This is a genomic window from Klebsiella sp. 141240 (assembly GCF_050600805.1).
In the GTDB taxonomy this organism is placed as follows: domain Bacteria; phylum Pseudomonadota; class Gammaproteobacteria; order Enterobacterales; family Enterobacteriaceae; genus Klebsiella; species Klebsiella aerogenes.
In genome coordinates this window covers 13108-26269 of the sequence record NZ_JAQIRK010000031.1, presented here as the reverse complement: position 1 = coordinate 26269, position 13162 = coordinate 13108, and the positions used below count along the sequence as shown (strand labels likewise).

General features: G+C 52.3%; 19 protein-coding genes. 6 read left to right on the top strand and 13 right to left on the bottom strand.

The window, feature by feature from the left end; all coding sequences use genetic code 11:
* Positions 1-285: 285 nt before the first annotated feature.
* Positions 286-840, top strand: a complete 555-nt coding sequence (locus PGQ95_RS25670) for a gamma carbonic anhydrase family protein (RefSeq protein ID WP_087859647.1) — start codon at positions 286-288, stop codon at positions 838-840.
* Here PGQ95_RS25670 and PGQ95_RS25665 read toward each other — a convergent pair.
* Genes PGQ95_RS25665 through dprA form a run of 6 tightly spaced genes read right to left on the bottom strand, consistent with a single transcriptional unit; the run spans position 816 to position 4607 of the window.
* Positions 816-1073, bottom strand: a complete 258-nt coding sequence (locus PGQ95_RS25665; protein WP_430919813.1) for a DUF1488 domain-containing protein — start codon at positions 1071-1073, stop codon at positions 816-818. The genes PGQ95_RS25670 and PGQ95_RS25665 overlap by 25 nt on opposite strands.
* Entirely contained in the window at positions 1070-1888 is an 819-nt protein-coding gene (gene aroE, locus PGQ95_RS25660; RefSeq protein WP_087859645.1) for a shikimate dehydrogenase, read from the bottom strand. The genes PGQ95_RS25665 and aroE overlap by 4 nt, the downstream gene beginning before the upstream one ends.
* Before the next feature lie 3 nt (positions 1889-1891).
* Complete coding sequence (tsaC, locus tag PGQ95_RS25655) at positions 1892-2464, bottom strand: L-threonylcarbamoyladenylate synthase type 1 TsaC (protein ID WP_063421676.1); 573 nt, start codon at positions 2462-2464, stop codon at positions 1892-1894.
* On the bottom strand, positions 2457-3011 hold the full coding sequence (locus PGQ95_RS25650; RefSeq protein WP_015369441.1) for a DNA topoisomerase family protein: 555 nt from the start codon (positions 3009-3011) through the stop codon (positions 2457-2459). Before PGQ95_RS25650 ends, tsaC begins: the two co-directional genes overlap by 8 nt.
* Positions 3012-3037: 26 nt before the next feature.
* A complete protein-coding gene (gene smg / locus PGQ95_RS25645) occupies positions 3038-3511 on the bottom strand; it encodes a DUF494 family protein Smg (protein ID WP_015369440.1) in 474 nt (157 codons plus the stop codon).
* The gene (gene dprA, locus PGQ95_RS25640) at positions 3483-4607 is read right to left on the bottom strand and encodes a DNA-protecting protein DprA (protein ID WP_430919811.1); all 1125 of its coding nucleotides are present in this window, start codon (positions 4605-4607) and stop codon (positions 3483-3485) included. The genes smg and dprA overlap by 29 nt, the downstream gene beginning before the upstream one ends.
* A 128-nt stretch (positions 4608-4735) precedes the next feature.
* On the opposite strand from dprA, the gene def reads away from it, so the two are divergent.
* The 5 genes from def (at position 4736) to mscL (ending at position 9498) form a co-directional block, all read left to right on the top strand.
* Positions 4736-5245, top strand: a complete 510-nt coding sequence (gene def / locus PGQ95_RS25635; RefSeq protein ID WP_045397945.1) for a peptide deformylase — start codon at positions 4736-4738, stop codon at positions 5243-5245.
* Positions 5246-5259: 14 nt separating this feature from the next.
* Entirely contained in the window at positions 5260-6207 is a 948-nt protein-coding gene (gene fmt, locus PGQ95_RS25630; RefSeq protein WP_213795094.1) for a methionyl-tRNA formyltransferase, read from the top strand.
* 52 nt (positions 6208-6259) lie between these two features.
* Entirely contained in the window at positions 6260-7555 is a 1296-nt protein-coding gene (gene rsmB, locus PGQ95_RS25625) for a 16S rRNA (cytosine(967)-C(5))-methyltransferase RsmB (protein WP_087859641.1), read from the top strand.
* Positions 7556-7568: 13 nt separating this feature from the next.
* A complete protein-coding gene (gene trkA / locus PGQ95_RS25620) occupies positions 7569-8945 on the top strand; it encodes a Trk system potassium transporter TrkA (protein ID WP_015369435.1) in 1377 nt (458 codons plus the stop codon).
* A gap of 142 nt (positions 8946-9087) precedes the next feature.
* Positions 9088-9498 carry a large-conductance mechanosensitive channel protein MscL gene (gene mscL / locus PGQ95_RS25615; protein WP_015369434.1) on the top strand — a complete coding sequence of 137 codons (411 nt, stop codon included), beginning with the start codon at positions 9088-9090 and terminating at the stop codon, positions 9496-9498.
* Here mscL and PGQ95_RS25610 read toward each other — a convergent pair whose 3' ends face one another.
* The 7 genes from PGQ95_RS25610 to rpsK all read right to left on the bottom strand — a co-directional run bounded on the left by PGQ95_RS25610 (position 9499) and on the right by rpsK (position 13161).
* A complete protein-coding gene (locus tag PGQ95_RS25610) occupies positions 9499-9714 on the bottom strand; it encodes an alternative ribosome-rescue factor A (RefSeq protein WP_015703639.1) in 216 nt (71 codons plus the stop codon).
* A gap of 57 nt (positions 9715-9771) precedes the next feature.
* Positions 9772-10197 (bottom strand): Zn(2+)-responsive transcriptional regulator, encoded by a 426-nt coding sequence (zntR, locus tag PGQ95_RS25605; protein WP_430919809.1) that lies wholly within the window; start codon positions 10195-10197, stop codon positions 9772-9774.
* A 2-nt stretch (positions 10198-10199) separates the two neighbouring features.
* Positions 10200-10568 carry a DUF1992 domain-containing protein gene (locus PGQ95_RS25600; RefSeq protein ID WP_045389777.1) on the bottom strand — a complete coding sequence of 123 codons (369 nt, stop codon included), beginning with the start codon at positions 10566-10568 and terminating at the stop codon, positions 10200-10202.
* 108 nt (positions 10569-10676) lie between these two features.
* Positions 10677-11063 (bottom strand): 50S ribosomal protein L17, encoded by a 387-nt coding sequence (gene rplQ, locus PGQ95_RS25595; protein ID WP_004868344.1) that lies wholly within the window; start codon positions 11061-11063, stop codon positions 10677-10679.
* A 40-nt stretch (positions 11064-11103) separates the two neighbouring features.
* Entirely contained in the window at positions 11104-12093 is a 990-nt protein-coding gene (locus PGQ95_RS25590; RefSeq protein WP_002438685.1) for a DNA-directed RNA polymerase subunit alpha, read from the bottom strand.
* A gap of 25 nt (positions 12094-12118) precedes the next feature.
* A complete protein-coding gene (gene rpsD / locus PGQ95_RS25585; protein ID WP_002919224.1) occupies positions 12119-12739 on the bottom strand; it encodes a 30S ribosomal protein S4 in 621 nt (206 codons plus the stop codon).
* A gap of 32 nt (positions 12740-12771) precedes the next feature.
* Positions 12772-13161: a 30S ribosomal protein S11 gene (rpsK, locus tag PGQ95_RS25580; RefSeq protein ID WP_004388621.1), complete on the bottom strand. Its 390-nt coding sequence runs from the start codon at positions 13159-13161 to the stop codon at positions 12772-12774.
* Position 13162: the final 1 nt, after the last annotated feature.

Sequence of the window (13162 nt, the reverse complement as noted above, 5' to 3'; positions counted from 1 at the left end):
TACGCTTTCCTCTTTCAGAGTCAACCCTGAATTTCAGAATTTTTCTCTTCAACCGAACCGGCTGTTTGTGTGAAGTGATTCACATCTGCCGTGTCAGTGGGTGCGCATTATAGGGATCCCATTTTTTTGCACAAGCCTTTTTTCGATCTTTTTTTCTGAATGATGGTTTTTCGCGCTTTTCGCGCTGTTATTGCTCAAATAGCTCAATTTTTATCAGAAAAAGGGGTTGCGGGAGCGCCTGAAAGCTTCCAAAGTCTGGTTATCTACCCTGATATTGAGGCAGCCATGTCCAGTTATTTACGTCCTTATAAAGAATTATTCCCTCAAATCGGTCTGCGGGTGATGGTGGATCCCAGCAGCGTTGTGATAGGCGACGTCAGAATTGCCGATGATGTAAGCATTTGGCCGTTGGTCGCCATCCGCGGCGACGTGAACTATGTATCGATCGGCGCACGTTCGAATATTCAGGACGGCAGCGTCCTACATGTTACCCACAAGTCTTCTTATAACCCTGAGGGTAATCCCCTGCTCATCGGCGAAGATGTTACCGTCGGGCATAAGGTCATGCTGCACGGCTGCACTATCGGCAATCGCATTCTTGTCGGAATGGGGTCAATTCTGCTGGATGGCGTGGTGGTAGAGGATGACGTGATGATCGGCGCCGGCAGCCTGGTTCCGCAAAACAAGCGTCTGGAAAGCGGATATCTCTACTTTGGCAATCCGGTAAAACAAATCCGCCCCCTGACGGAGGCGGAATATGCAGGCCTGAAGTATTCAGCCAACAACTATGTGAAATGGAAAGACGACTACCTGGATCAGGAAAACCAAATCCAACCCTGATGGTCTTCTTGCCGATCGCGAATCAGCGCTTCCGCTTCATCTTCCAGATCCCAGCGATGTTCACTAAAGAGAGCCAGCCACTGCGCTGGCTCATCGCCACCAAACCGTTGCTGCAGTGTCTTACCGCGAATCGCGCAAGTTAACTGCATCCCATTGACCAGCGCGGGGAAAACGATGCATTGCCGTTCGGCGTACCACTCTTCTCTATCGGGAAATTGGATCGCCTGGTTCACGCATTCAGTTCCTGATGTAAAACAGCAATCACCGGGGCAATCTCCGGTAGTCTACCGTGCCACAACAGAACGGCATGGGCGGCCTGAGCCACCAGCATTCCTAATCCATCAGCCAGTTTTTTAGCGCCATACTGTTGGCACCAATGCAGAAATGGCGTATTTCCTTTCTGATAAAACATGTCATAACAGTAAACGTCGGCATGAATCAACGAAGATGGTATTGCCGGGATATCGCCGCTGATACCGCTGGACGTCGCGTTAATAATGAGGTCGAACTGATGGCCTTCCAGTTTATCCAGCGATAACGCGCTCACGCTGCCGGTATGAGCAAATAACGTTGCCAGTTCATGAGCGCGGGAAAAAGTACGGTTAACAATAGTGACCGCGCAATCTAAAGAGAGCAGCGGTAATAATACGCCGCGTGATGCGCCGCCTGCGCCAATCAATAAAATCCTCATACCAGGTTTGATAAAGCCCAGGCGCTCTAAATCGCTTAATAACCCTATGCCATCCGTATTGTCGCCAAGCAAACGGCCATCTTCCAGGCGCTTCAACGTATTGACAGCGCCAGCCAGCGCGGCGCGTTCAGTGAGTTCATCGGCGCGGGCAAACGCTTCTTCTTTAAAGGGAACGGTCACATTAGCGCCCTTACCGCCTGTATTGAAGAAAGCGTCCAGAGTATTCACAAAATCATCTAATGGCGCCAGTACCCGACCATAGGGGTGCGCAATATCTAACTGTTTGGCAAACAGCTGATGAATAGAAGGCGACTTGCTATGGGCTATAGGGTTACCAAAAACGGCATAAGTTTCCATAAATTACCCCTGGCGGAACTGTTCACCCGTCAGGGCATCACGGATTTCAGATGGGTTTTGCCGCCCGCCCGTTGCGCCATCCACCACCGGAAAACTATCGCCAAACTGGGCGCGTACTTCAGCAGTGGTCCGACACGGCGGCTGCCCGGTTAAGTTGGCGCTCGTCGAGACCAGTGGTTTTCCGTAGGCTTCGCATAATTCAATCACCAGCGGATGATTAGTAACGCGCACGGCCAGCGAATCGAAGCGCCCCGTCAGCCAGCGTGGGGTATCTGGGCGCGCCGGGAACACGAACGTCACCGGGCCGGGCCAACAGGAAAAGATCGCTTCACGCTGCGCGTCGCTTAACCGGGAATCATCAATATACGGTTGCAACTGTTCAAAGCTGGCGGCGATAAGAATTAATCCCTTTTCAACAGGACGCTGTTTTAACGCCAGAAGGCGCATTACGGCCGTTTCGCTATCCGGATCGCAACCGACGCCGAATACCGCTTCGGTTGGATAGGCGATGACATGTTCATTATTCAGTACCGCCACAGCCTGTGCGACGGTTTCTGAGGGCAGGTTTTTATTCACTTATTTGTTCCGCCGGGATCGGCTTTCCACATTGTTTACTGGCGCAAAAGCGTTTAACGCCTTGTGCCGTTTTCTTTTCTATTAATAGCGGGTAATGGCATTCAGGGCATTCTCCCGCCACCGGTTTAAAATTAATTACGAACTGGCAATCAGGATAGCGATCGCAGGAATGAAAGGTTTTACCAAAACGGGAGCGACGCTGCACCAGATGACCCTGTCCGCATTGCGGACACGCGATAGCGGTCTCATCAGGTTTATCAATCAGCTCGGTATGTTCGCATTCGGGATAGCGACTGCAGCCGATGAACATACCAAAACGCCCCTGGCGTAACACCATGACAGCGCCGCAAGATGGGCACTCTTGCCCCTCCAGCACCTTGACGATATGTCCATCCGCCTGGCTTTTCAGGGGACGGACATAGTCACAGTCCGGATAGTGAGAACAGCCGAGAAACGGGCCATGTTTCCCGGAACGAATCACCAGTTCGGCCCCGCACTGCGGGCAGGGCTCGTTTTTACGCACCGAAAACAGTGCTGATTTGGTCATAACAACTCGATGTTGCTGCAATAAGATTAATGCAGCATACCTTCATTTACTTCGAAGAGTAATTCTTCCATTTGCTGATAGGCGTTTTCACAGCCTGGAATATTAAACAGAACCATCAGGATCACCCATTTCAGGTCTTCTAGTTCAAACTCTGCCGTATCCAGCGCCAGTACGCGCTCTATCACCATTTCTCGCGTTTCGAGGTTCAACACCTGGATCTGCTCGAGGAAGAGTAAAAATCCTCGACAGCTGGCATCCAGACGCTGGCACTCTTCATCGGTGTATACCCGAAGAGAGAGCGGGTCGGAGGCGAGCTGCATGGGTTCAACGAGACCTTCCTGATAATCAGCCAGTTTCTCGAGCCACATTAACGCGTTATAGATATCTTCCCGCTCAAAACCTGCATCGGTCAGATCCCGCGTCAGTTTGTCCTGATCCACGCGCATTTCTGCTTCGTTATGGATATAAGTCTCAAACAAATACATGAGTACGTCGAACATGGCTTGCCCTCCTTAATCGGACATAGCCGCCGGGTACAGCTGCGATCCAGCCTGCTAACTCCAGTTCAAGTAGCTGGGCTACGGTTACTGGCACAGATTGGCCGGCACGTTCAGCGACAACGTCAACAGGTGTTACCTCATCTCCTACGTTAGCCAGGAGCTCTGGAAATGGCAATGCTACAGGAGGCCGATCTGCGTAATTATTTAGCAAATCAGCGGTATCCTTCCTCGCTGACAGCTCGTATTGCCAATGTTCAAGGATCTCTTCCGGCGCGGTAACGGGAACCGCGCCCTGCTTTATCAGCCAGTGCGGCCCTTCAGAGCCAGGATTGCCAATGGGTCCTGGCAGGGCAAAAACGTCTCTCCCCTGCTCCAACGCGCAGCGGACAGTTACCAGGGAACCGCTTTTCAAGGCGGCCTCAATGACCAGTACACCTGCGCTTAAGCCGCTGATAATCCGGTTGCGGCGCGGAAAATTACCCGGTAGAGGTGGCGCTGAGAGAGGAAATTCGGAAAGTAGCGCGCCGCCGCTTTCTACGATCTGCTTTGCCAAAGCCCGATGCCGGTGCGGGTAGACATCAGAGAGACCGTTACCTAATACGGCGATGGTTTTTCCCGTTGCCGCTAACGCCCCGCGATGGGCGATGCCATCAATGCCCATCGCCAGACCACTGGTAATGGTCAATCCATACTGCGCCAGCGCTTCACTGAAGGATTTTCCCCATTGCGCGCCGTACCACGAGTGCGCGCGGCTTCCGATGATAGCCAACTGTCGGCTACACAGGAGATCGACGTTACCGCAGACCAGCAGCGCGCCGGGATAATCATCGATAGCGCGTAACTGCGGCGGATAGCGTGCATGATCCGCCGAAATCAGATGATGTTCTGGTTGCGCTAACCATTGCAGTGAGGCGTCAATCTCCTGTTGTTTAAAGGCAAGAAACTGTATTGCCTGTGCTTTAGTTAAACCGGCTTCACGCAACGTTTCATTATCCGAATGACCTGCGCCAGCCAGCCGTCGCGCAATCAGTACCATTTCATCGCCATACAGGTTATTCACCCGCATCAGGCGCAACCAAATCTCCGTGGGCGTCATCCGTTCCCCCTGCCATTAGCGGCTCAGCCAATCCTTGTGATTGGTTAGCGAGACTGTCAATTAGAGGGGGTTTTGTCTAGAATAGAGGTAATAATCTTATCAACTACTGAATACGACTCTGGATCTTTATGGCAGTTTTGCAAGTGTTACATATTCCGGACGAGCGCCTTCGCAAAGTCGCCGAGCCGGTCAAAGAAGTGAATGCAGAAATTCAGCGTATCGTCGATGATATGTTCGACACGATGTACGCTGAAGAAGGTATCGGTCTGGCCGCCACGCAGGTGGATATTCATCAGCGTATTATCGTTATTGATGTCTCGGAAAACCGTGAAGAGCGCCTGGTGCTCATCAACCCAGAGCTACTCGAAAAAGACGGTGAAACCGGTATTGAAGAAGGTTGTTTGTCGATTCCGGAACAACGTGCGCTGGTTCCACGTGCCGAAACCGTAAAAATCCGCGCGTTGGACCGTGAAGGCAACGCTTTCGAACTGGAAGCTGATGGCTTGTTGGCTATCTGTATCCAGCATGAAATGGATCACCTGGTCGGTAAGCTGTTCATTGACTATCTGTCTCCGCTCAAACAGCAGCGCATTCGTCAGAAAGTTGAAAAACTGGATCGTTTACGCGCCCGTGCCTGATAACAAGGATTAACGTGTCACAAACACTACGTATCATTTTCGCCGGAACCCCCGACTTTGCAGCGCGTCACCTTGACGCGCTGTTGTCGTCTGAACATCAGGTGGTTGGCGTATTTACTCAGCCCGACCGCCCTGCTGGTCGCGGCAAAAAATTGATGCCGAGCCCGGTAAAAGTGCTGGCTGAAGCCAATAATCTACCGGTCTTCCAGCCATCCTCCCTACGTCCGCAGGAAAATCAGCAGTTGGTTGCCGACCTTAACGCCGATGTTATGGTCGTCGTGGCTTACGGACTGATCCTGCCGAAAGCGGTTCTTGAAATGCCGCGTTTGGGCTGCATTAACGTTCACGGCTCCCTGCTTCCACGCTGGCGTGGCGCAGCGCCGATTCAGCGTTCGCTATGGGCTGGCGATGCCGAAACCGGTGTCACCATCATGCAGATGGACGTCGGTCTTGATACCGGCGACATGCTGTATAAGCTCTCCTGCCCGATTACCGCGGAAGATACCAGCGGCAGCCTGTACGATAAACTGGCCGACCTTGGACCTGAGGGTCTACTGGCGACTTTAGCGCAGCTGGCAGAGGGTAGCGCAGAGCCTGAAGTTCAGGACGAATCGCTTGTCAGCTACGCCGAGAAGCTGAGTAAAGAAGAGGCCCGTATTGATTGGTCGCTTTCCGCAGAACAGCTCGAACGCTGTATCCGCGCATTTAATCCCTGGCCGATGAGCTGGCTGGAGATCGATGAGCAACCGGTGAAGGTGTGGCGTGCATCCGTTATTTCAGAATCCGCCAACGCAGAGCCAGGCACGATCGTCGCAGCAAGCAAACAGGGGATCCAGGTCGCCACCGGCAACGGGATTCTGAATCTGGAATCGCTGCAGCCGGCAGGGAAAAAAGCGATGAGTGCCCAGGATTTGCTGAACTCTCGCCGGGAATGGTTTATCCCCGGAAACCGTCTTGCCTGACGCACTTCTCTTCTAAAGCCCGGGTTCGCCGGGCATTTTTATTTTTGCGCTTATGAAAAAGAATATTAATTTACGCAGCCTGGCAGCCCAGGCCATTGAGCAGGTCGTTGAGAAAGGCCAGTCTTTAAGCAATGTTCTGCCGCCACTGCAGCAAAAAGTGAGCGAGAAAGACAAAGCGCTGCTGCAAGAACTGTGCTTTGGCGTCTTGCGAACCTTAAGCCAACTCGAGTGGTTGATCGGTAAGCTGATGGCCCGCCCGATGACAGGCAAACAGCGTACCGTACATTTCCTGATCATGGTCGGTCTGTATCAGCTACTTTATACGCGAATTCCCCCGCACGCCGCGCTAGCGGAAACGGTGGAAGGCGCGGTGGCAATTAAGCGTCCGCAGCTTAAAGGGCTTATTAATGGCGTATTACGCCAGTTCCAGCGCCAGCAGGAAGAGCTGCTGGCCGAATTCGCCCAGCACGAGAACCGTTATCTCCATCCTAAATGGCTGCTTAAACGTCTGCAGCAGGCCTGGCCGCAACAATGGCAGGATATTGTGTCAGCCAATAATCTACGTCCGCCAATGTGGCTGCGTGTGAATCGCAATCATCATTCGCGAGATGAATGGCTCGCACTGCTGGAAGACGCTGGTTTACAGGGTTTCACTCACCCGGACTATCCGGATGCCGTCCGTCTTGCGACCCCAGCCCCGGTCCATGCATTACCAGGATTTGATAAAGGCTGGGTAACCGTTCAGGACGCCTCAGCCCAGGGCTGCATGCGCTATTTGCAACCGGCAAACGGCGAGCGCATTCTCGATCTCTGCGCGGCGCCGGGCGGCAAGACGACGCATATTCTGGAAGTCGCGCCGCAGGCGAATTTGATGGCGGTCGACATCGACCAGCAGCGCCTGTCCCGTGTCTATGACAACCTGAAACGTCTGGGCATGAAAGCAGAAGTGAAACAGGGCGATGGCCGCTATCCTGAACAGTGGTGCGGCGATGAGCAGTTCGACCGTATTTTGCTTGATGCGCCATGTTCAGCTACTGGCGTTATCCGTCGCCATCCGGATATTAAATGGCTGCGCCGGGATCGCGATATCGCCGAGCTGGCGCAATTACAGGCAGAAATTCTCGATGCCACCTGGGCTCATTTGAAACCGGGCGGTACGCTGGTCTATGCGACATGCTCTATTTTGCCGGAAGAGAACAGCCAACAAATCGCCGCTTTCCTGACCCGTACCAGAGATGCCGAACTCCATGAGACGGGAACGCCGGAAAACCCGGGTCAGCAAAATCTGCCAGGGGCGGAAGAAGGCGATGGCTTCTTTTACGCTAAGCTAATCAAAAAGCGGAATTAATGGGTCACTGCTGATGAAGATTATTATTCTTGGCGCCGGACAGGTAGGCGGCACGCTGGCGGAAAATCTCGTTGGCGAAAACAACGATATTACCCTGGTCGATACCAACGGTGACCGTCTGCGCGGTCTGCAGGATAAGTTCGATCTCCGCGTCGTTCAGGGCCACGGTTCGCATCCGCGCGTGCTGCGCGAAGCCGGCGCCGATGATGCCGATATGCTGGTCGCCGTGACCAGCTCAGATGAAACTAACATGGTGGCCTGTCAGGTTGCCTATTCGCTGTTTAATACGCCGAATCGTATCGCCCGAATTCGTTCGCCGGACTACGTTCGCGATGCCGATAAACTTTTCCATTCAGAAGCGGTACCGATTGACCATCTGATCGCTCCGGAGCAGTTAGTCATCGATAACATCTACCGCCTGATCGAATATCCAGGCGCGCTGCAGGTAGTGAACTTCGCCGAAGGAAAAGTGAGCCTGGCCGTTGTGAAGGCTTATTATGGCGGCCCTCTGGTCGGTAATGCGCTCTCCACGATGCGCGAACATATGCCGCACATCGACACCCGCGTTGCGGCAATTTTCCGCCACGACCGCCCGATTCGCCCACAGGGATCAACCATCGTAGAAGCTGGCGACGAAGTCTTCTTTATCGCCGCATCGCAACATATTCGCGCCGTAATGAGCGAACTCCAACGTCTGGAGAAACCCTACAAACGAATTATGCTGGTCGGCGGCGGCAACATCGGCGCGGGTCTCGCGCACCGCCTGGAGAAAGACTACAGCGTGAAGTTGATCGAGCGCGATCAACAGCGCGCGGCTGAACTTGCCGAGAAGCTGCAGAACACGATCGTCTTTTATGGCGATGCGTCGGATCAAGAGTTACTGGCGGAAGAGCATATCGATCAAGTCGATCTCTTTATTGCCGTCACCAACGATGACGAAGCCAATATCATGTCGGCAATGCTGGCCAAGCGGATGGGCGCGAAGAAGGTCATGGTGCTGATCCAGCGTCGCGCGTATGTCGATCTGGTTCAGGGAAGCGTGATTGATATTGCTATATCTCCGCAGCAAGCCACTATTTCTGCATTGCTGAGCCACGTACGTAAAGCTGATATTGTCGGTGTTTCGTCACTACGCCGCGGCGTTGCCGAAGCCATTGAGGCCGTCGCGCATGGCGATGAAAGCACCTCGCGGGTAGTTGGCCGTTCAATTGATGAAATTAAGCTGCCGCCGGGAACGATTATTGGCGCGGTGGTACGCGGTAATGACGTAATGATCGCCAATAATAATTTACGTATTGAGCAAGGCGACCACGTAATTATGTTCCTGACCGACAAGAAATTTATCTCCGACGTTGAGAGACTATTCCAGCCAAGTCCGTTCTTCCTGTAATTCCAATGGGCGTCGCTCAGACGCCTTTTTATTATCCCTTATTTATCAATGGATAATATTTTCCGGCAATTATTCAACAGCAATGGAAAATGGAAATACATTTGATAAACTTATCAATGTCAGCTGGCTCAAGGAGAGTAAAATGGGTATGTTAAAAGAATTCCGCGAATTCGCAATGCGCGGGAATGTTGTCGATTTGGCAGTGGGTGTCATCATTGGTGCGGCGTTCGGTAAAATTGTATCGTCTTTAGTGGCCGATATTATTATGCCTCCGCTGGGTTTGCTCATTGGCGGTATCGACTTTAAACAGTTCGCCGTTACGCTACGCGATGCGCAGGGAGATGTCCCGGCCGTTGTCATGCATTATGGTGTGTTTATTCAGAACGTCTTTGATTTCATCATTGTTGCCTTCGCGATTTTCATGGCAATCAAACTGATGAATAAACTGAACCGTAAGAAAGAAGAAGCGCCTGCCGCTCCGGCGCCGAGCAAAGAAGAAGTACTACTGAGTGAAATTCGCGATCTGTTAAAAGAACAAAACAACCGTTCTTAATCAGCACACAGAAAGCAGAAGGCCAGTGGTAAAAAAGCGATTCGCTTGCTTGCCACTGGCCTCCCGATCATTCCGCCCCGCATGTTTATCTTTACGTTGATAGCTTCCTTTCCCTTTCTTATTTTTCTCAACCCGCTGTCTGAATAATGGGTCATGCAGTAATGCCTCAATCGCATTATCTTTAATTTGCCCTTTGGTATGCTGATAGCGACTCATAGTAACTCCAGTCAATGTATGAATTCGGCGCGAGTGTAGATCCGCGCACGGAAAAAATCAACGCCCGGCATGGCTACCGCTGGCGCCTTGCTCTAAAGCTTCGAGAATCGAGCAGTAAATGCTACTGTGCGCCGTGCCGCAACAGGCATCATTCAGACGCTGCAGAGAACGCCGCATCGTTTCCAGTTCTTTGATACGCGCTTCGACTTCACTTAGCCGGGCCTGGACGATCCCTTTAGACTCCTGGCAAGTATGATGTTCGGGATCGATACGGATCGATAATAATTCGCGGATCGATTCGAGAGTGAAACCTAATTGCCGGGCATAGCGGATAAAACGCAGGCGCTGCAGATCGTTATCCGAATAGAGGCGAAAACCGCCTTCAGTGCGAATATCGTGATCCATCATTTGCTGCTTTTCATAATAGCGGATGGTATCCGGGGTGACATCAGCCAGTTTGGCCAGTTCGCCAATCCGATACATAGCTACTCCTCGTTAATTTTGTGCCACAGTCTGTCAGCATAATCACCGCGTAGAAAATCGGTATTCATACCCGCCTGACGTAATTTCAGTTCAAACAGAGTCAAGCGACGGTTTAACTCGGTATACCGTGGGTCATCATGCTCTACGGTCTTGAGTAAGTCGCTCAACGCCATGGCATCTCTACGTAACTCAAGCTCCGGTGGTAAGCAGCCGGCGTTTTTTAATAAACGATAGCCGGCGCGCAGCTCCGGAGGCACGTGTGAATCATCATCCAGCGCCAGCGGTTCGCCGCTGCCCGTCAGATTATCAAACTCGCCTTTAGACTGTGCATCGAGGATGTGGCGTTCCGCCCACTGGTCCAGTAACCACATTATACGGCTCCCAGGGATGAACAAAAAGAGTACAGATAGTGTAGTGAAGTGGGATTGCGGTAGATATAAAAAAACCCGCCGGGGCGGGTTTTTTTACGTTACTACAGATTACTCTGCAGCAGCTTCTGCTTTCAGCTCAGCACGATCAACCAGCTCGATGTATGCCATCGGCGCGTTGTCGCCTGCACGGAAGCCACACTTCAGAATGCGAGTGTAACCACCGGCGCGGCTCGCGAAACGCGGGCCCAGCTCGTTAAACAGTTTTGCCACGATCTCGTTATCACGAGTGCGGGCGAATGCCAGACGACGATTAGCAACGCTATCAGTCTTGGCAAGAGTAATCAGCGGCTCAACTACGCGACGCAGTTCTTTCGCTTTCGGCAGGGTCGTCTTGATGATCTCATGACGAACCAGCGAACCTGCCATGTTACGGAACATAGCCTGGCGATGGCTGCTGTTGCGGTTCAGTTGACGACCACTCTTACGATGGCGCATGACCTTATCCTTCTCAGTAAAACCTTAACCTGTGATCCGGTTACTCGTCAGCAATGCTTGCCGGCGGCCAGTTTTCCAGGCGCATGCCCAGAGACAGACCACGTGAAGCCAGCACGTCTTTAATCTCAGTAAGAGATTTTTTACCCAGGTTCGGCGTTTTCAGCAACTCAACCTCGGTACGCTGTACCAGATCACCGATATAGTGGATAGCTTCTGCCTTGAGGCAGTTAGCAGAGCGGACAGTCAATTCCAGATCGTCAACAGGGCGCAGCAGGATCGGATCGAACTCTGGTTTCTCTTCTTTCACTTCCGGCTGACGTACATCACGTAAGTCAACGAAAGCTTCCAGTTGTTCAGCCAGAATGGTTGCCGCACGACGAATCGCCTCTTCAGGATCGATTGTGCCGTTGGTTTCCATCTCGATGACCAGCTTGTCCAGGTCGGTACGCTGCTCAACACGCGCGGCTTCAACATTGTAGGCAATACGCTCTACAGGGCTGTAGCAGGCGTCGACCAGCAGACGGCCGATTGGGCGCTCATCTTCTTCCGAATGAATTCGGGCAGAAGCCGGCACATAACCGCGACCGCGCTGAACTTTGATGCGCATGCTAATAGATGCGTTCTCATCGGTCAGGTGGCAGATCACGTGCTGCGGCTTGACGATTTCGACATCACCGTCGTGGGTAATGTCGGCTGCAGTCACAGGGCCAATGCCAGATTTATTCAAAGTAAGGATGACTTCATCTTTACCCTGAACTCTCACCGCCAGCCCTTTCAGGTTGAGCAGGATTTCAAGGATGTCTTCCTGAACGCCTTCTTTGGTGCTGTACTCGTGCAGTACACCATCAATCTCAACCTCGGTCACCGCGCAACCCGGCATCGATGAGAGCAGAATACGGCGCAGTGCGTTACCCAGAGTATGGCCGAAGCCACGCTCTAAAGGCTCAAGGGTCACCTTGGCGTGCGTCGAACTCACTTGCTCGATATCGACCAGGCGCGGTTTTAGAAACTCTGTCACAGAACCCTGCATTGTGTCCTCTCTTTGGTACTAAGCTTTACTTGGAGTAAAGCTCGACGATCAGGTGTTCGTTAATGTCCGCAGACAGATCAGAACGCTCCGGCTGACGCTTGAACGTACCTTCCATCTTGCCAGCATCAACTTCCAGCCAGGTTGGCTTTTCACGCTGCTCAGCCAGCTCCAGAGCGGCTTTCACGCGAGATTGCTTTTTCGCTTTCTCACGGATGCTAACAACGTCATTCGCTTTTACCTGATAAGAAGCGATGTTAACAACACGACCGTTTACCATGATAGCCTTGTGGCTAACCAGCTGGCGTGCTTCAGCACGAGTGGCGCCGAAGCCCATACGGTATACAACGTTGTCCAGACGACCTTCCAGCAGAGCCAACAGGTTTTCACCGGTGTTGCCTTTCAGACGTGCTGCTTCTTTATAGTAGTTACGGAACTGACGCTCCAGCACACCGTACATACGGCGAACTTTTTGCTTTTCACGCAACTGCACACCATAGTCAGACAGACGCGGCTTACGCGCACCGTGCTGGCCAGGAGCTTGTTCAATTTTACACTTGGTATCGATCGCGCGAACGCCAGACTTAAGGAATAAGTCAGTGCCCTCACGACGGCTCAGCTTGAGCTTAGGACCCAAATATCTTGCCATTTTCTTTCTCCAACAATCCTAGAAACGAGGCGTTATACGCGACGTTTTTTCGGCGGACGACAACCGTTATGAGGGATCGGAGTCACATCAGTAATATTAGTGATGCGGAAACCAGCGGCGTTCAGTGCACGAATAGTAGATTCGCGACCTGGACCCGGACCTTTAACCATAACTTCCAGATTCTTGATGCCGTATTCTTTTACGGCTTCTGCGCAACGCTCTGCTGCAACCTGAGCTGCAAACGGAGTGGATTTGCGAGAACCACGGAAACCGGAACCACCGGCTGTTGCCCAACCCAGCGCGTTACCCTGACGATCGGTAATGGTAACGATGGTGTTGTTAAAAGAAGCATGGATATGAGCCACGCCATCAGAGACTTGTTTTCTTACACGCTTACGTGCACGAACTGGTGCCTTTGCCATT

Coding starts and splice junctions, on each gene's coding strand:
- PGQ95_RS25670 (WP_087859647.1), top strand. CDS start 286: ATGTCCAGTTATTTACGTCCTTATAAAGAATTATTCCCTCAAATCGGT.
- aroE (WP_087859645.1), bottom strand. CDS start 1,888: ATGGAAACTTATGCCGTTTTTGGTAACCCTATAGCCCATAGCAAGTCG.
- PGQ95_RS25650 (WP_015369441.1), bottom strand. CDS start 3,011: ATGACCAAATCAGCACTGTTTTCGGTGCGTAAAAACGAGCCCTGCCCG.
- smg (WP_015369440.1), bottom strand. CDS start 3,511: ATGTTCGACGTACTCATGTATTTGTTTGAGACTTATATCCATAACGAA.
- dprA (WP_430919811.1), bottom strand. CDS start 4,607: ATGACGCCCACGGAGATTTGGTTGCGCCTGATGCGGGTGAATAACCTG.
- def (WP_045397945.1), top strand. CDS start 4,736: ATGGCAGTTTTGCAAGTGTTACATATTCCGGACGAGCGCCTTCGCAAA.
- rsmB (WP_087859641.1), top strand. CDS start 6,260: ATGAAAAAGAATATTAATTTACGCAGCCTGGCAGCCCAGGCCATTGAG.
- trkA (WP_015369435.1), top strand. CDS start 7,569: ATGAAGATTATTATTCTTGGCGCCGGACAGGTAGGCGGCACGCTGGCG.
- mscL (WP_015369434.1), top strand. CDS start 9,088: ATGGGTATGTTAAAAGAATTCCGCGAATTCGCAATGCGCGGGAATGTT.
- PGQ95_RS25610 (WP_015703639.1), bottom strand. CDS start 9,714: ATGAGTCGCTATCAGCATACCAAAGGGCAAATTAAAGATAATGCGATT.
- zntR (WP_430919809.1), bottom strand. CDS start 10,197: ATGTATCGGATTGGCGAACTGGCCAAACTGGCTGATGTCACCCCGGAT.
- PGQ95_RS25600 (WP_045389777.1), bottom strand. CDS start 10,568: ATGTGGTTACTGGACCAGTGGGCGGAACGCCACATCCTCGATGCACAG.
- rplQ (WP_004868344.1), bottom strand. CDS start 11,063: ATGCGCCATCGTAAGAGTGGTCGTCAACTGAACCGCAACAGCAGCCAT.
- PGQ95_RS25590 (WP_002438685.1), bottom strand. CDS start 12,093: ATGCAGGGTTCTGTGACAGAGTTTCTAAAACCGCGCCTGGTCGATATC.
- rpsD (WP_002919224.1), bottom strand. CDS start 12,739: ATGGCAAGATATTTGGGTCCTAAGCTCAAGCTGAGCCGTCGTGAGGGC.
- rpsK (WP_004388621.1), bottom strand. CDS start 13,161: ATGGCAAAGGCACCAGTTCGTGCACGTAAGCGTGTAAGAAAACAAGTC.